This is a genomic window from Parasphingomonas frigoris (assembly GCF_036663815.1).
In the GTDB taxonomy this organism is placed as follows: domain Bacteria; phylum Pseudomonadota; class Alphaproteobacteria; order Sphingomonadales; family Sphingomonadaceae; genus Sphingomonas.
The window spans coordinates 14,747-32,161 of sequence record NZ_JAXOJQ010000004.1; the positions used below are offsets into that span (position 1 = coordinate 14,747).

Below are 17,415 nucleotides of genomic sequence, written 5' to 3' on the forward strand. Positions count from 1 at the left end.
TCAGCCCGACCGCAACAACGCCACCCCGGCGTCGCGCTCGAAGAGATACAGCGCGGTGCGCGCCGCCTGCCCGCGCGCACCCTCGAGCCCGCCGTCGCGGTCGATCAGCAGCCGCGCATCGTCGGTCGCGACGGGGAGCAGCGTCATCAGCATGTCGGGCGTCGCCAGCCGAAAGCCCGCCTCGCCCGATTGCCGGGTGCCGAGCAACTCCCCTGCCCCGCGTAAGCGCAGATCCTCCTCGGCGATGCGGAACCCGTCGGTCGTCTCGCGCATCAGCGCCAGCCGCGCCCGCGAGGTTTCGCTAAGCGACCCGCCGCGGATCAGCAGACAGTTCGATTTCCCCGACCCGCGCCCGACGCGCCCGCGCAGCTGGTGGAGCTGCGCGAGCCCGAAGCGATCGGCATGTTCGATCACGATCAGCGTCGCATTGGGCACGTCGACCCCGACCTCGATCACCGTCGTCGCGACCAACACGCCGAGCTGCCCGGCCGAGAACGCGCTCATCACGGCGTCCTTCTCGGCGGGCTTCATCTTGCCGTGGACCAGCCCGACGCGGTCGCCGAAGCGCGCGCGCAGCGTCTCGGCGCGCGCCTCGGCGGCGGCCATGTCGCTCTTCTCGCTTTCCTCGACCAACGGGCAGACCCAATAGGCCTGCCCCTCATCCGACAGATGCCGGCCGAGCGCATCGACGACATCGGCGAGGCGGTCTTCGGAAATGACGCGTGTCTCGATCGGCTGGCGGCCGGGCGGCATCTCGTCCAACTGGCTGACATCCATCCCGCCATAATTGGCGAGCGTCAGCGTGCGCGGAATCGGCGTGGCGGTCATCGCGAGCAAATGCGGCGCGGCCTTGGCCTTGGCCTGAAGCATCATCCGCTGCGCGACGCCAAAGCGGTGCTGCTCGTCGACCACGACGAGGCCGAGATCTTTGTAGGCGACCGCCTCCTGGAAGATCGCGTGCGTGCCGATCAATATGTCGATCGTCCCCGCCGCGAGCCCCATCAGCGTCGCCTCGCGCACCTTGCCCTTGTCGCGCCCGGTCAGCACCGCGACCTCGACCGGCAGCCCGGCGAGCGTACGGCGGAGCGATTCGTAATGCTGGCGCGCGAGGATCTCGGTCGGCGCGAGCAACGCCGCCTGCGCGCCGGCCTCGACCGCGACGAGCATCGCCAGCGTCGCGACGAGCGTCTTGCCCGAGCCGACATCGCCCTGGAGCAAGCGCAGCATCGGTTGCGGCTGGGCAAGGTCACCCTCGATCTCACGCACGGTGCGCGCCTGCGCGCCGGTCAGGTCGTACGGCAGCCGCAACGCATCACGCAGCTTGCCCGTCCCCGCGAGCGCCCGCCCCCGCCGCGCGCGCGACGATTGCCGCACCAGCATCAAGGCGAGCTGGTTGGCGAAGATTTCGTCATACGCCAGCCGCTCGCGCGCCATCGCGTCGGACGGATCGGCATGGATGCGCGCGAGCGCCTCGCGCCAGGCGGGCCATTGCTGCTTGGCGAGCAAGCCAGGCTCGATCCATTCGGTCAGGTCGGGCGCGCGCTCGACCGCCTGTGCGGCGAGCTGGCCGAGCCGCTTCGAGGTCATCCCCTCCGACAGCGGATAGATCGCCTCGCGCTCGGGCGTGTCGCCGGCTTCTTCGAGCGGCAGGACATAGTCGGGATGGACCATCTGCAGATCCTGCCCGTACATTTCGAGCCGGCCCGACACGCGGCGCGGCTCGCCGACCGGCAGCAATTTCTTCGCCCAGCCCGAATTGCCGCCGAAATAGACGAGGCTCACCACGTTGCCGAGCGCATCGGTCGCATGGACGCGCGTCGGCCCGCGCCCGGCGCTCGAGCGGTACGATTGCGCGGTCAGCGTGATTGCGATCACCCGCCCGGCATCGGCCATGTCGAGCTCCTCGCGCGCCAGGCGATCGACCCAGCCGGTCGGCAGATGGAAGGCGACGTCGACCACGCGCGCAAGGCCGAGCCGCTCGAGCGGCTTGGCGAGCGTCGGGCCGATGCCCTTCAGCGCCGTGACTTCGGCGAACAATGGATTGAGGATATCGGGTCGCATGACTATCTGGGTCCTCTACCCCCACCCGGCTTCCGCCGCCAGCGTCGCTGTCGGTCGGTGCCGGGCATTTGTGTTTGGACGAAGCATGGACCGCGAAACCCGCCTGAAACGCCTGCGCTTCCGTGCCTGGCACCGCGGCACCAAGGAAGCCGACCTGCTGATCGGCGGCTTCTTCGATGCGCGCTCGGGCGGCTGGGACGATGCCGAGATCACGCTGGTCGAGGATCTGCTCGAGGAGCAGGACGTCGATATCATGGCGTGGGCGATCGGGACCGATACGTGCCCCGAGCGGTATCGCGGGTCGATCCTCGAGGCGCTCCAGACGCTCAACTACGTGCCGATCGCGGAGTAAGTTCTCCCTCTCCCCGCTTGCGGGGAGAGGGCAAGCGAGGCGAAGCCGAAGCGCGGGAGAGGGGCGGTCACTCGGACGGCAGCTCTTGATACTGCCCCTCTTCCCGACCCTCTCCCCACAAGCGGGGAGAGGGAGAAAGTCAGAAGAATGCCAAACCTCAACACGATCCTCACCGCCAAGACCCCGCTGACCCTCGCCGGTGTCCCCACCGGGTTCGAGCCATGGCTGCTCGCCGACCTCGCGCGCGCCGCGAAATCGCGCGCGGTGTTCGTCGCGCCCGACGAAGCCGCGATGCGCGCCATCGCCGCGACCGCGCAGACCTTCGCGCCCGAGCTCGAGATCCTCACCTTCCCCGCGTGGGACTGCCTCCCGTACGATCGCGCCTCGCCCACGCTGCGGGTGATGGCCGAGCGCATGGCGACGCTCCGCCGGCTGCAGCAGCCGATCAAGGGCCCGCAGCTCCTGCTCACCACCGTCAACGCGGTCGCGCAGCGCACGCTGACGCCATTCCGCATCCGCCAGCTCGTCGCCAAGCTTGCGCCAAAGGAGCGGATCGGCCGCGACAAGCTCGCCGCGCAGCTCCAGGCGAACGGCTATGTCCGCGTCGAGACGGTGGCAGACTCCGGCGAGTTCGCGGTGCGTGGCGGCTTGGTCGATCTGTTCCCAAGCGGTGAAGAGCACGCGCTGCGACTCGATTTCTTCGGCGACGAGATCGAGAGCGTGCGCACCTTCGACCCCGCCGACCAGCGCACGACGGGCCGCGTCGATGGCTTCGTCCTGCTGCCGGCGTCGGAAACGCTGATCGACGAAGACAGCATCAAGCGCTTCCGCGCGCGCTACCGCGAACGCTTCGGCGCGACCGCGACGGGCGATCCGCTCTACCAGGCGATTTCGGAAGGGCGTCGGCTCGCCGGGATGGAGCATTGGCTCCCGCTGTTCGAGGACAAGCTCACGACCTTGTTCGACCATCTCGGCGATGATGCCGTCATCCTGCGCGACGCGGGCTCGGTCGCGGCGGCCGAGCAGCGGTTCGAGGCCATCACCGATTATCACGCCAACCGGGTAAAGGCGCAGGTCAGCGACCCCGGCAGCTATCGCCCGCTACCGGTCGATTCGCTGTATCTGACGGCCAAGGATTTTGCGGCGCGGCTCGACGAGGCCCCGGCGCACCGCATCACCGCATTCCACGAGCCCGAGAGCGCCACCGTGCTCGACTTCGGCGTCGACGGCCCGCGTGATTTCGGCGCCGAGCGCGCGAACGGCGCGAACGTCTACGAGGCGGTGGTGCATCATCTGCGCACGCTCGAGCGCGATGGGCGCAAGGCGGTGCTGGCGAGCTATTCGGCGGGCGCGCGCGAGCGGTTGGCGGGGTTGCTCAAGGATCATGGGGCGGACAACCTCAAGCTCGTTGATACCTGGCAGGAGGCGCTCGGCGCATCCTCTCCCCTCCCTGGAAGGGAGGGGTCGGGGGTGGGTCGCTCTGAAAAGGGCACCGCCTCTCCTACGGGCCGACCCACCCCCAGCCCCTCCCTTTCAGGGAGGGGAGGACACGGTGCGACGGTCGCACTCATCATCCTCCCGCTCGACCACGGCTTCTCCAGCCCGCAGGTCGCGCTCCTCACCGAGCAGGACATGCTCGGCGACCGTCTCGTCCGCCGCGCGAAGCGCAAGAAATCCGCCGACGCCTTTCTCGCCGAACTGGCGATGCTCACCCCCGGCGATCTCGTCGTCCATGCCGACCACGGCATCGGCCGCTATGAAGGCCTGACCTCGATCCCCGTCGGCCAGGCCCCGCACGACTGCGTCGCCCTCACCTATGCCGGCGGCGACAAGCTCTTCGTCCCCGTCGAGAATCTCGAAGTCCTCAGCCGCTACGGCTCGGACAGCGAAGGCGCGAGCCTCGATCGCCTCGGCGGAGAAGCGTGGCAGCGCCGCAAGTCGAAGATGAAGGAGCGGATCCGCGAAATCGCGGGCGAGCTCATCGCCACCGCCGCCGAGCGCGCGCTCCGCCCCGCCGAGACGATCGACCGCGACAGCGGCTATGCCGCCTTCGTCGACCGCTTCCCGTATGAGGAAACCGACGACCAGGATCGCGCGATCGAGGACGTGATGGGCGATCTGCTCAAGGGCACGCCGATGGACCGGCTCGTCGTCGGCGACGTCGGCTTCGGCAAGACCGAGGTCGCGCTGCGTGGCGCGTTCGCCGCGGCGATGGCCGGGCTGCAGGTCGCGGTGGTCTGCCCGACCACCCTCCTCGCCCGCCAGCATTTCAACAATTTCACCGCGCGCTTCGAAGGCTTCCCGCTCAACGTCGGCCGGCTGTCGCGGCTCGTTCCCGGCGCCGAGGCCAAGGCGACCAAGGCCGGCCTCGCCGACGGCACGATCGACGTCGTGATCGGCACGCACGCGATCCTCGCCAAGGGGATCGAGTTCAAGCGGCTCGGCCTTGTCGTGGTCGACGAGGAGCAGCGCTTCGGCGTCACCCACAAGGAGCGGCTCAAGGGCCTCAAGACCGACGTCCACGTCCTCACGCTCACCGCCACGCCGATCCCGCGCACGCTGCAGATGGCGATGTCGGGCATCCGCGAGCTCTCGGTGATCCAGACCCCGCCGGTCGATCGCCTTGCGGTGCGCACCTATATCATGCCGTGGGACCCGGTCGTGCTGCGCGAAGCGCTGCTGCGCGAACATTATCGCGGCGGGCAGAGCTTCTTCGTGACGCCCCGTATCGCCGATCTGCCCGAGATCGAGGCGTTCATGCGCGATCACGTTCCCGAGGTGCGCTACGTCGTCGCGCACGGCCAGATGGCGCCGAGCGAGGTCGAGGAACGGATGTCGGCCTTCTACGACAAGAAGTTCGAAGTGCTGATATCGACCACGATCGTCGAGAGCGGGCTCGACATTCCGAGCGCCAATACGATGATCATCCACCGCGCCGACCGCTTCGGCCTCGCCCAGCTCTACCAGCTGCGCGGCCGCGTCGGGCGCGCCAAGACGCGGGCGTACGCCTATCTCACCACGCCCGAGAACCGCACGCTGAGCCAGACCGCCGAGAAGCGGCTCAAGGTGCTGAGCGATCTCGATACGCTCGGCGCGGGCTTCCAGCTCGCCAGCCACGATCTCGACCAGCGTGGTGCGGGCAATCTGCTCGGCGACGAGCAATCGGGGCATATCAAGGAGGTCGGCTTCGAGCTCTACCAGTCGATGCTCGAAGAGGCGATCATGGACGCCAAGGCTGGCGGCCAGCGCCTGCGCCCGAAGGACTTCTCGCCGCAGATCACCGTCGACGCGCCGATCCTCATCCCCGAGGAATATGTTCCCGATCTCGACCTGCGCATGGGGCTGTATCGCCGCCTCAACGATCTCGAAGACCAGAACCAGGTCGAGGCGTTCGCCGCGGAAATGATCGACCGCTTCGGCAAGCTCCCCGCGCCGACCGAGAACCTCATCCGCATCATCGAGATCAAGATGAATGCCAAGAAGGCGTGCGTGTCCAAGATGGACGTCGGCCCGAAGGGTGCGCTGGTCAGCTTCTTCGACGACAAGCCGCCGAATGTGGAAGGGCTGCTGGCATGGGTCGCCAAGCTCGACGGCGTCGCGCGACTGCGGCCCGACAGCAAGCTGGTGGTGACGCGCACCTGGGGCGATCCCAAGGCGCGGCTGCACGGCGCGCTGCAGCTGTCGAAGGGGTTGGCGAAGGCGGCGGGGTAAGGCGCCGCGCGCCCTCCCCATTCGATCGGGCGTGCGCTGATCAGGAGCTATGGTCGGCGATGATCCGCCAGCCGCCCGGCTCCTTGCGGAACACGAGCGACGTCATCCCCGACTGCTCGCTGCCATCGCCGGCGCGCAGCGTATAGCGCCCGATGTAGAGCGCATGCGCGCGATCGAGCAGCCGGAAGTCGAGCGTGACGAAGGTCAGCACCCCGCGCTTCCCGGCATTCGCGAAATCATATTTGGTGCGATAGCGCTCGGCCATCACCGCCTTGCCGCGCAGCACGCCGGTCTTCGTGACGAAACTGGTGTCGGGCGCGTCCGAATAGACCGCCATGAAGCGCGCCAGGTCGCCGGCATTCCACCCGGCCGCGCTGTCGGCCATCGCCGCCTCGACGCCCGCTTGCGGTGCAGCCACCGCGGCGCTCGGCGCGGGGCCGGGAGCGGCCGCGAGCGGCGCGGCGATGGAGAGCAAAATCGCGGCAAGACCCGTCATGTCCAAAACTCCCCCTTAGCGTCCCACCAATTCGACCAGCGCAGCCACCGAGATCGGCTCGGCGCACAGGAAGCCTTGATAGATCTGGCACCCCTCCTTCGCCAGCGCCTCGAGCTGATCCTCGGTCTCGACACCCTCCGCGATCACTGTCAGCCCGAGCGAACGCGCCATGTCGATCACGCCGCGCACGACGATGCGGTCGCGCGGGCTCCCCGTGATATCCTGCGCGAGCTTCTTGTCGATCTTGAGATAATCGAGTGGCAGCGCCTTCAGATACGCGAGGCTCGAATAGCCCGTCCCGAAATCGTCGATCGCGACCCGGCACCCCGCACCGCGCAGCATCGACAGCAGGGCCGAGGCGATGCCGAGATCCTCGATCAGCCCGCTCTCGGTAATCTCGAGCGTGAGCCGCGTGCGCGGGAAGCCGCTCGAATCGACGCGGTCGAGGAACAGGTCGGCAAATCCCGGCCGGGCGATGTCGCCCGCGGTGAGGTTGAGCGACAGCCGCAACCCCGACAGCGCGGCCGGCCACGCCGCCGCCTGCGCCAGCACGACCTGCTGGATATGGTCCGACAGCCCGATCTCGAGATCGGCGCGCGCCGCCGCGGCGAACAAAGTCTCGGCGCCGATCGTGCCGAGCACGGCATGCTCCCACCGCGCCAGCGCCTCGACCCCGACGATCGCGCCGGTCGAGACCGACACCTGCGGCTGGAGCAGCACGCCGATCTCGCCGCGCTCGAGCGCATGGTTGAGGTCGATCGCGAGCCGGTCGATCGGCGCCTCGCCGTCGATCGCATCGGCGACACGCATCGTCGCGGTGTCGGACTCGCGCGCTTCGGCCAGCGCCTCGCTCGCGCGGCGCAGCAGGCTGGCGGCGCTGTCGACCGGCAACGCCTCGGCCAGCCCGATCCGGCAACCGAGCACCGCGATCGAATCGCCCGTCACGAACGGGCGCGCCAGTTCGCCCGCGATCCGCTCGACCGCGAGGTCGATCCGCACGCGCGGCGCGCGCGCGGCGACGACGAAGGTCGATCCGCTCATCCGCGCGACCAGCGCCTCGCGCCCGAGCACTTCGCGCACGACGTCGTCGATCCGCTTCTGCGCGCTGCGCAGCAAGGCGTCGCCGGTCGCGCGGCCATAAGCGGTGTTGACCATGTCGAAGCGGTTGAGCGCGATCAGCATGGCATGCAGCGGCACGTCCGCTGGCGTCTCGAGCATGCGCGCCAGCCAGCGCCGCGCGCTGCCGGCGTCCCGCGCGCCGGCCAGCGTCTCGCGCAATTCGGCGGCGGGTTCGGGCGCGCTGCCGAGCGGTTCGAGCACGGCATCGATCCGCCCGGCGGCGAGGTCGAGCTGGAGGTGCTGGACGATCCGCCCCACCCCCGCCATGTCGCAATCATGCGCGAACGCCGTCGCGCGCCGCGCCGACGACATCCGCCGCAACGCCGCCAGCGCCGCCGAGCGGTCGCCCGCGTCGAGCCGGCGCAGCATCTCGCGAACCCCCGGCGCATCGTCGATCCCGAGCAGCGTCGCGAGACCCGGCGTCAGGATCAGCGTCGCGCTCGCCAGATCGTAGCGCCAGCCGAGCGGCGCGACGACCGGCCCCGCCGCCCATTCGCGCGCCATTCGTTCGGCATGCCGCGCGGCAAAGCGCAGCGCCTGCAGGAACTCGGCCTCGCTGAACGGGCTCGCCAGGAAATGCGTCGCGCCGGCATCGAACAACGCCGCGATGGTCGCGATCTCGCCGCGCGACACCAAGGCGAGCATCGCCCCGCCATTGGCCTCGATTGCGCCGCTCATCGTCCGCGCCGCGCGCACCCCGTCGCCCGGCGCACCGCGGGCGTCGATCACCGCGACCGACGCACCGCTCGACAGGAAGCGTCGCTCCGCCCCGCCTTCGCGCCGCGCCGCGACGACCTGCCAGCCGGCCCCTGCGGCCAAGGAGGCGAGTTCGTCGCGCTGGCGAAAGGACAGGATGAAGAGGGGTGCGGGTTGCGCGGCGATCATAGGCCGACCCTAGTGCGCCAATCCGGGTTAAAGAAGAGGGTGATCGCAACCGCAATCGCCCTTGTTCGTATGGACACGAACCCTTAGCTCGGAAAACAATGTCCAGCGCACCCCAACTCGTCGATCGCCACGGCCGCACGATCAGCTATCTGCGGATTTCCGTCACGGATCGCTGCGACCTGCGCTGCCGCTACTGCATGGCCGAGCAGATGACCTTCCTGCCCAAGGCGGCTCTGCTCAGCCTCGAGGAAATCGCGGTCATCGCCGAGCGCTTCATCGCGCGCGGCATCACCAAGATCCGGCTGAGCGGCGGCGAGCCGCTGGTGCGGCGCGACGTGATCCAGCTGGTCGAGCGGCTCGGGCGCCACGTCGGGGTCACCGGGCCGCGTGGCGGGCTCGAAGAACTGACGATGACGACCAACGGCAACGCGCTGGCGCAACATGCCGAGGCGATGGTCGCGGCGGGGATGCGGCGGATCAACGTCAGCCTCGACAGCCTCGATGCCGAGACCTTCCGCTACATCACCCGCCACGGCGACGTCGACCGGGTGATCGCCGGCATCCTCGCCGCGCGCGATGCCGGGATTGCGGTCAAGATCAACATGGTCGCGCTGAAAGGCCTCAACGAGCATGAGATCGCGCCGATGCTGCAATGGTGCATCGACGAACGGCTCGACCTGACGCTGATCGAGACGATGCCGCTCGGCCAGATCGAGGAGGATCGCACCAACCGCTTCCTGCCGCTGCCCGAGGTGTTCGACGCGCTGGCGGCGCGCTTCCCGCTGGCGCGCGACGCGCATCGCAGCGGTGGCCCGGCGCGCTACTGGCGGGTGGCGGGCACCGATACGAAGCTCGGGCTGATCTCGCCGCTGACCGCCAATTTCTGCGATACATGCAACCGCGTGCGGCTGACCACCGAGGGCGTCCTCTACACCTGCCTCGGGCATGACGATCAGGTCGATCTCAAGGCGATCCTGCGCGGCGAGGGCGTCGGCGGCCTCGATGCCGCGCTCGACGCCGCGATGCTGACCAAGCCTGCCCGACACGATTTCGACATCGACGCCCCGGCCCCCGCGGTCGCCCGGCACATGAGCGTCACCGGCGGATGACCGCCCTCCCCAATGTCGCCACGCTGCGCCGCGCGCTGGTCGCCTCGCCGACCGCCCAGGCGCAGGCAGCGGCGGCGCTGCTGGCCGACAGCCACGAATGGGTGCCGGTCGAGGAGGCCGAGCTGATCGTCGCGCTCGGCGGCGACGGCTTCATGCTCCAGACGCTCCATGCCATGCTCGAGCGCCGCAAGCCGGTCGTGCCGGTGTTCGGCATGAACCTTGGCACCGTCGGCTTCCTGATGAACGAATGGCGGCCGCACGGGCTCGATACGCGGCTCGAGCGGGTCAAGCCGTTCAAGGTCGTGCCGCTGGCGATGACCGCGACCACCGTCAGCGGCGAGAGCATCGCGCTGCCCGCGATCAACGAAGTCTCGTTGCTGCGCGAGACGCGCCAGACCGCCAAGCTCGAGGTCACCGTCAACGACCGCGTCGTGCTGCCGGAACTCGCCTGCGACGGCATCCTCGTCGCGACCCCGGCGGGCTCGACCGCCTATAATCTGTCGGCGCAGGGGCCGATCCTGCCGCTCGGCTCGAACATGCTCGCGCTGACGCCGATCAGCCCGTTCCGGCCGCGACGCTGGCGTGGCGCGATCCTGCCCGACAAGGCGCGGATCACGCTGCGCGTGCTCGATCCGGGCAAGCGCCCGGTCAGCGCGGTCGCCGACCAGCGCGAGATTCGCGACGTTGCCTGTGTGGAGGTGGTGATCGACCGGGCGCGCGAGCTGACGCTGTTGTTTGATCCCGAACATGCGCTCGACGATCGCATCACGATGGAACAGTTTGCGGTCTGACGGGCGGCTAGCCGACTTGCTTGAAGGCTAGTTGCTCTGCGTGGCGGCTGGTCGGCGCTGGCGCTGCTCGACTTCGACCCTGCGAAAAATGGCTCCCCGAGTTGGATTCGAACCAACGACCAAGTGATTAACAGTCACCTACTCTACCGCTGAGCTATCGGGGAACACTGCAGTGGCGTGCCTATAGCAGCGGCTTTCGCAAACGCGCAAGGCCCGTATTGCGCTTTTATCGCGAGGGGCTGAATCCGCCCAATCCGCGCAGATATTGCGTCTTGATATCGAGCACCGCGACGCCGCCCCCCACCTCGACCGCCGCATTCGCCACCGACGGCCGCGCGCGCCCGATCCGCGTGTTGGCGCGCAGCCCGACGCCGTCCTGCCAGAAGTCGAACTTGTCCTGCGCGCGGCGCGAATGAAGAAACAGCAAGGCGTAGCGCCCCGGATGCGGCACGCGGATGCACATCGCCACTTCCCCGGTAACCGGCGCCTCGACCGTGACACGGCGGAACACCTTGCCCTCGGACAGCAATTCGGTGTCCGACCGCATGAAATCGGTGGGATTGGCGGGATAGAGTTCGAGCTTGAGCTGTCCGCGCCGGTCCTTGAGATCGAGCACGTTGACCTGGATCGCCGGGCCGTGGCCCGAGGTGCAATGCGCCGCATCGACGCCCATCACGCCGCCGGCGCTCGCCGAGCCGGGCGATAGGGTCGTGAGCGCTGCACCCAGCGCCAGAGAGAGGGCCAAAGAAGCGATCGTCGTCATGTCAGTTCCCTGTGTGGCGCTCGGCCGGATCTAGAAGCGCCATCCGAACACCAGATTGGCGATCGGATTGACCCCGCCGCGCGCGCGATTGCTCAGTCGCTCCATAGAGCGTGGCAGATTGGCATTGGCATTGCCGAACAGGCTTCCCGCCTCCACTCCGACCAGCACGTTGCGGACGGTCCCGGTATAGCCGATCGTCGCGGCCGGCGTATGGCGGCTGAACCCGGTGCGCACCGCGGAACCGCTGCCGGGCAGCCGTGGGTTGTAGAGCAGCCCGCCCGTGGCCTTCTCGGCGTCCTTGAGGAAATTGGTCACCGCGAAGAAGCGCACCCCCGCAGAGAGCCGCAAACCGCCCCCCAGCGGATAATAATCGATCATCGAACTGGCGAAGCGGTGCTGCATCGCCCCGGCCGGGTCGCTCAACGGGTTGATCGTTGCCGAGGCGGTGAGCAGATCGGCACGGACGCGAAAATCGGGCGAAAGCTTTGTCTCGACCGGGATGATGCTTCCGACGGTCTGGACGATGCTCGGGGCGACAAGGTCGACCGGGCCGGCGAACGCCACGGCCGGCACCAGCACCGCCATCACCACCGAAACCCCGAGCGCCATCCGCATCTGCGTACCCCCCGGATCGTCAATTTGGCCCCCGCCGCATTGCCGTCCTGCCTCACAGACGGCGCTGCATCCGCCGAACCGCCATCGCCCGATCTGCGCTGCGGCGAAGCGGCCTTGGATAGCGACGAAACGTTTGCTGGCGCAGCGTGACGGATGTCAGTCTGTGTTCATCTTCAAGCGCCTACGGAAATCGCGACCAGTCGATTGCTCGGAGCCTTGCGCCGCGTTGATCGTTCTGCGCTTCATGGCCCGAACGGCACGGTTCGCCGCACAGGACCGCCTCTGGAGATCGACATGCCGATACCTTCCTCCCTTTTGCGAACTTCCATCATCGGCGCGCTCGGTGCCGTTACCTTGCTCACGTCGGCCTGTGCGACCGAATCGACCTATCGCCCGGCGGTTGGCCGCGGGTTCGAACGTTCGGGCTACAGCGACCGCCAGATCGAGGCGAACCGCTTCATGGTCAGCTTCTCGGGCAACAGCTACACGTCGCGCGACACCGTCGAGAAGTACCTCCTGTTCCGCGCGGCCGAATTGACCCTGCAGAATGGCGGCGATTATTTCGTCTTCGCCGACCGTGACGTCGATCGCCGCTCGCGCACCTATTCGACGCCGAGCCTGGGTGGCGGCTTCGGCTTTGGTGGTGGCTTCGGTGGCGGTTACTGGGGCCCGAGCTGGCGCTACCGTGGCCGCGGTTTCGGCTGGCGCTCGTGGGATCCCTATTTCGGCGATCCCTTCTTCGATCGCGGGATCGATATCGACACGATCGACAAATATGAGGCGAATGCCGAGATCGTGATCGGCAAGGGCCCCAAGCCGAAGGACAACATCCGCGCGTTCGATGCGCATGAGGTGGTCGCCAACCTCGGGCCGAGCATCGTCACGCCGAAGTAAGCGCGACCGGCCAAGAAACGAGAAAAGGCCCCGTGCGCGAGCACGGGGCCTTTTTCATGCGCGTGCGGCGCGGTAGGCGCGCCGTAGCAGGCGGCTTACACCGCCCCTCAGACAGCGCCGTGGCAATGCTTGTACTTGCGCCCCGACCCGCACGGGCACGGCGCGTTGCGGCTGACGTTGCCGTCCCACTGCGCCGGATCCTGCCCGATCTCGCTGCCGTCGGGCTGCGGGATCGACATCGGCGCGATCCGCGTCGTGATCAGCCCCGCCCCGCCATCATTGTCCATCGAATCATCCTCGCCCATGAACGGGTCGAAATGCGTCGTGATGAAGTCGGGCAGCGTCGGCAGCGCCGGCGCTTCCTCGAGCTGGAACTGCGCGAAGGCGATCGTCCGCGTCACATCCTCGCGGATGTTGGCGAGCATCCGCTCGAACAGCGAGAAGGCTTCCTGCTTATACTCGTTGATCGGCGTCTTCTGCGCATAGGCGCGCAGGTGGACGACCTGGCGGAGCGCATCGAGCGTGGCCAGATGCTCCTTCCAGTGATGGTCGAGATTCTGCAGCAGGATCGACTTCTCGACGCGCACCCAGGTCTCCGGGTCGAGCGAGGCGGCCTTCTCGGCGATCAGCTCGTCGGCCATCGTCTGGACGCGTTGCTCGATGATCTCGGGGTCGATCGCCTCTTCCTCGAGCCACGCCTCGATCTGCGGCTCGAGGTTGAGCGTCTCGGCGAGCTGCGCCTTCATCCCCTCGATGTTCCACTGCTCGGGATACGTACCCGGAGGGCAGGCGCCACCGACGATCGTGTTGACCGTCTCGGCGCGCATGTCCTCGACCACGTCGCCGACGGTGTCGGCATCCATGATGTCGGCGCGCTGCTCGTAGATCACCTTGCGCTGGTCGTTCATCACGTCGTCATATTCGACGACCTGTTTGCGGATGTCGTAGTTGCGTGCCTCGACCTTCTTCTGCGCGGTCTCGATCGCCTTCGACAGCCACTTGCTGCCGATCGCCTCGCCATCGCCGATATTGTTGCGCATCATCTTGGCGAACAGCGTGTCCGGCCCGAAGATGCGCAGCAGATCGTCGTCGAGGCTGAGATAGAAGCGGCTGAGGCCGGGATCGCCCTGGCGCCCCGAACGGCCACGCAGCTGGTTGTCGATGCGGCGGCTTTCATGGCGCTCGGTGCCGAGCACGAACAGCCCGCCGGCGGCGAGCACCGCCGCCTTCTCGGCTGCGATCTGTTCCTTGATCTTGGCAATCGCCGCCTCGCGCTCCGGCCCCTCGGGCATGTCAGCGAGCTCGTCATTGACGAGGAATTCGAGATTGCCGCCGAGCTGAATGTCGGTGCCGCGGCCCGCCATGTTGGTGGCGATCGTCACCGCACCGGCGCGGCCAGCCTGTGCGACGATGTGCGCCTCGCGCTCATGCTGGCGCGCGTTGAGGACTGCGTGCTCGACGCCTTCCTTGACGAGGAAGTCGCTGAGCAGCTCGGACTTCTCGATCGAGACGGTGCCGACCAGCACCGGCTGACCGAGATCGGCGTGATGCTTGATCTTCTTGGCGATCGCCGCGAACTTGTCGGCGGTGTCCTTGTAGAATTCGTCTTCCTCGTCGACGCGCTTGACGCCGACATTGGTCGGGATCGTCACCACGTTCATCTTGTAGATGTCGTAGAATTCGGCCGCCTCGGTCGCTGCGGTGCCGGTCATGCCGGCGAGCTTGGGGTACATGCGGAAATAGTTCTGAAAGGTGATCGAGGCCATCGTCTGGTTCTCGGGCTCGATGTCGACGCCTTCCTTGGCCTCGACCGCCTGGTGCAGACCGTCCGACCAGCGGCGCCCGTCCATCATGCGGCCAGTGAACTCGTCGATGATGATGACCTTGCCGTCCTTGACGATGTAATCGGTGTCGGCCTTGAACATCATGTTGGCGCGCAGCGCCTGGTTGAGGTGGTGGACCACCTGCGTGTTCTCGAAATCGTAGAGGTTCGCGCCCTCGAGCAGCCCGGCCGCCTCGAGCATCCGCTCGACCTTCTCGGTGCCGTCCTCGGTCAGGATGATCGACTTCTGCTTCTCGTCCTTCTCGTAATCCTCGGCGGCGAGCTGCTTCACGACGAGATCGACCGAGCGATACAGGTCGGACTTGTCGTCGGTCGGGCCCGAAATGATCAGCGGCGTGCGCGCCTCGTCGATCAGCACCGAATCGACTTCGTCGACGATCGCCATCGCGAACGGCCGCTGGACCATCGATTCGCGGTCATACTTCATGTTGTCGCGCAGATAATCGAAGCCGAACTCGTTGTTCGTGCCGTAAGTGATGTCGGCGGCATAGGCGTCGAGCCGCTGCTGGTCCGACAGGTTCGGCACGATCACGCCGACCGTCATGCCGAGGAAATTGTAGACCTGTGCCATCCAGCCGGCATCGCGCGCCGCCAGATAGTCGTTGACGGTGATGACGTGGACGCCCTTGCCCGGCAGCGCGTTAAGATAGGTGGCGAGCGTGGCGACGAGCGTCTTGCCCTCGCCGGTGCGCATCTCGGCGATCTCGCCGCGATGGAGCACGATGCCGCCGATCATCTGCACGTCATAATGCCGCTGGCCGAGCGCCCGCTTGGCGGCTTCGCGCACCGTGGCGAAGGCTTCGGGCAGGAGGTCGTCGAGCTTCTCTTCGGCGGCGAGCCGCTCGCGGAAGCGCATCGTCTGCGCCGACAGATCCTCGTCGGACATTGCCGAGATGACGGGCTCGAAGTCGTTGATCTTGGTGACGATCGCACCGAGCGATTTGACGTAGCGGTCGTTGGACGAACCGAAAAGCGTTTTGGCAATGCCGCCGAACATGCAGAATTCCTGTACGATGAAGGGACGCGCGCAAAGGCGGCGCAGATGTGAAGAACGGTTGGCGGGCGCGATCAGCGCCGCCGGATCAAGCCCGCGGGCGATCCAGATAGAAACGCGGCGCCGCGATGCGGACGATCGGCGCGGCCGCATCGAGCGCGAACGACGCCGTCACGCCGAACGTGCCGAGCAGATGCAGATGCCCCGCCAGGATCGGCCCGGCGGCGGCGACGATGCGGTGCGCATCGACCGCAGCGGCCGGGCATTGCGTGCTGATCTCGACCGACCGCACGCCCGTCACCGCGCCGGTGAGCGCAGTCAGGAGAGCAGAGAGAAGCAGCAGAAATGGCATGGCTACGCGCGATCTAGGGACTATCCGCGCGCACGTCCAGCATCTCGCGCGCAGATGCGCCTGCGGGATAGAACGAGACGCCCGCACGGCCTGCCCCGTAACTGCGATATTGTCTCTCGCCGCGCGGCTTCTATGACGGCAGGCATGACCAGCCCGCGCTCCCCGCTCGCCCGCCCCTTCCCCGCCCTGCCGCAGATCGCCGGGGTCACGCCGCATGTCGCGCGTGCCGGCTACAAGGCGTGGGAGCGCACCGACCTGACCTTCATCACGCTCGATCCCGGCACCAGCGTCGCAGGCGTCCTGACGCAGAGCAAATGCCCCTCGCCCGAGGTCGAATGGTGCCGTGCCGCGCTGGTGCTCGGCCAGGCGCGCGCGATGGTCGTCAACGCCGGCAACGCCAACGCCTTCACCGGCGCGCGCGGCCGCGCTGCGGTCGAAGCGATCGCGGCACGCGCGGCGGGGCAACTCGGTTGCCGGCCGTCCGATATCTTCGTGGCCTCTACCGGCGTGATCGGCGTGCCGCTGCCGATCGACAAGGCCGAGGCCGGGCTCGACGCCGCCTTCGCCGCCGCGCCCTGCTCGTGGGAAGAGGCGACCAACACGATCGGCACGACCGACACCTTCGCCAAGGCGGCGATGACGACCGCAGTGGTCGACGGGCGCACCGTCACGCTGGTCGGGATCATCAAGGGCTCGGGGATGATCGCGCCCGACATGGCGACGATGCTCGGCTTCATCTTCACCGACGCCGCGGTCGAGCCCGCCTTCCTCCAGGCCGCGCTGAGCGAGGCGAACTGTGCGAGCTTCTCGTGCATCACCGTCGACAGCGACACCTCGACCAGCGACAGCGTGCTCGCCTTCGCCACCGGCAAGGCGGGCAACACGCCGCTCGCCGACGCCGCCGATGCCGGTGCCGACGCCTTCCGCGCGGCGCTGTCCGACCTGTGCCTGCAACTCGCGCATCTCGTCGTGCGCGACGGCGAAGGCGCGACCAAGTTCATCGAGATCGCCGTCACCGGCGCCGACAGCGACGCGAGCGCACGCACGATCGCGCTGAGCATCGCCAACTCGCCACTGGTCAAGACCGCGATCGCCGGCGAGGACGCCAATTGGGGCCGCGTCGTGATGGCGGTCGGCAAGGCAGGCGAGCCCGCCGAGCGCGACAGCCTCGCGATCCGCTTCGGCGACACGCAGGTGGCGCAGGGCGGGCTCGCCGTCGTCGGCTATGACGAGGCACCGGTCGCCGCGCACCTGAAGGGCCAGGATATCGAGATCGGCGTCGCCATCGGCCTCGGCGACGGCAAGGCGACGGTGTGGACGTGCGACCTGACGCACGGCTACATCTCGATCAACGCGGATTATCGCAGCTGAGGCGTTGTGTCCCCCCCTCGCCGGGGAGGATAAAAACAAAAAAACAAAAAAACAGGAGA

13 protein-coding genes and 1 tRNA gene are annotated in these 17,415 nt (G+C 67.8%); 6 read left to right on the forward strand and 8 right to left on the reverse strand.

Annotation, left to right across the window (positions count from 1 at the left end; translation table 11 throughout):
* Entirely contained in the window at positions 1–2,061 is a 2,061-nt protein-coding gene (recG, locus tag U1872_RS14680) for an ATP-dependent DNA helicase RecG (protein WP_332793664.1), read from the reverse strand.
* 85 nt (positions 2,062–2,146) lie between these two features.
* Between recG and U1872_RS14685 the strand changes: the two genes are divergently transcribed.
* Both U1872_RS14685 and mfd read left to right on the forward strand, forming a co-directional pair.
* Positions 2,147–2,413: an FAD assembly factor SdhE gene (locus tag U1872_RS14685; RefSeq protein ID WP_332793665.1), complete on the forward strand. Its 267-nt coding sequence runs from the start codon at positions 2,147–2,149 to the stop codon at positions 2,411–2,413.
* A gap of 147 nt (positions 2,414–2,560) precedes the next feature.
* Complete coding sequence (gene mfd / locus U1872_RS14690) at positions 2,561–6,124, forward strand: transcription-repair coupling factor (RefSeq protein ID WP_332793666.1); 3,564 nt, start codon at positions 2,561–2,563, stop codon at positions 6,122–6,124.
* 40 nt (positions 6,125–6,164) lie between these two features.
* On the opposite strand, the gene U1872_RS14695 is transcribed toward mfd, so the two are convergent.
* Together U1872_RS14695 and U1872_RS14700 are read right to left on the reverse strand one after the other, a co-directional pair.
* Positions 6,165–6,620, reverse strand: coding sequence for an SgcJ/EcaC family oxidoreductase (locus U1872_RS14695; RefSeq protein ID WP_332793667.1), 456 nt, complete (start codon positions 6,618–6,620; stop codon positions 6,165–6,167).
* A 15-nt stretch (positions 6,621–6,635) separates the two neighbouring features.
* Positions 6,636–8,624: an EAL domain-containing protein gene (locus tag U1872_RS14700; protein WP_332793668.1), complete on the reverse strand. Its 1,989-nt coding sequence runs from the start codon at positions 8,622–8,624 to the stop codon at positions 6,636–6,638.
* A 98-nt stretch (positions 8,625–8,722) separates the two neighbouring features.
* Between U1872_RS14700 and moaA the strand changes: the two genes are divergently transcribed.
* Positions 8,723–9,733 (forward strand): GTP 3',8-cyclase MoaA, encoded by a 1,011-nt coding sequence (moaA, locus tag U1872_RS14705; protein ID WP_332793669.1) that lies wholly within the window; start codon positions 8,723–8,725, stop codon positions 9,731–9,733.
* On the forward strand, positions 9,730–10,524 hold the full coding sequence (locus U1872_RS14710; protein WP_332793670.1) for an NAD kinase: 795 nt from the start codon (positions 9,730–9,732) through the stop codon (positions 10,522–10,524). The genes moaA and U1872_RS14710 overlap by 4 nt, the downstream gene beginning before the upstream one ends.
* Positions 10,525–10,613: 89 nt before the next feature.
* On the opposite strand, the gene U1872_RS14715 is transcribed toward U1872_RS14710, so the two are convergent.
* The 3 genes from U1872_RS14715 to U1872_RS14725 form a co-directional block, all read right to left on the reverse strand.
* A tRNA-Asn gene (locus U1872_RS14715) sits at positions 10,614–10,688 on the reverse strand.
* 62 nt (positions 10,689–10,750) lie between these two features.
* Positions 10,751–11,287 carry a DUF2141 domain-containing protein gene (locus U1872_RS14720; RefSeq protein ID WP_332793671.1) on the reverse strand — a complete coding sequence of 179 codons (537 nt, stop codon included), beginning with the start codon at positions 11,285–11,287 and terminating at the stop codon, positions 10,751–10,753.
* 30 nt (positions 11,288–11,317) lie between these two features.
* A complete protein-coding gene (locus tag U1872_RS14725) occupies positions 11,318–11,902 on the reverse strand; it encodes a hypothetical protein (protein ID WP_332793672.1) in 585 nt (194 codons plus the stop codon).
* 294 nt (positions 11,903–12,196) lie between these two features.
* Here U1872_RS14725 and U1872_RS14730 point away from each other — a divergent pair, with 294 nt between their 5' ends.
* A complete protein-coding gene (locus U1872_RS14730) occupies positions 12,197–12,796 on the forward strand; it encodes a CC0125/CC1285 family lipoprotein (protein WP_332793673.1) in 600 nt (199 codons plus the stop codon).
* Between the two features lie 107 nt (positions 12,797–12,903).
* Here U1872_RS14730 and secA read toward each other — a convergent pair whose 3' ends face one another.
* A complete protein-coding gene (gene secA / locus U1872_RS14735) occupies positions 12,904–15,636 on the reverse strand; it encodes a preprotein translocase subunit SecA (RefSeq protein WP_332793674.1) in 2,733 nt (910 codons plus the stop codon).
* A gap of 85 nt (positions 15,637–15,721) precedes the next feature.
* Positions 15,722–15,985: a hypothetical protein gene (locus U1872_RS14740; RefSeq protein WP_332793675.1), complete on the reverse strand. Its 264-nt coding sequence runs from the start codon at positions 15,983–15,985 to the stop codon at positions 15,722–15,724.
* A 144-nt stretch (positions 15,986–16,129) separates the two neighbouring features.
* Between U1872_RS14740 and argJ the strand changes: the two genes are divergently transcribed.
* A complete protein-coding gene (argJ, locus tag U1872_RS14745) occupies positions 16,130–17,356 on the forward strand; it encodes a bifunctional glutamate N-acetyltransferase/amino-acid acetyltransferase ArgJ (RefSeq protein ID WP_332793676.1) in 1,227 nt (408 codons plus the stop codon).
* Positions 17,357–17,415: the final 59 nt, after the last annotated feature.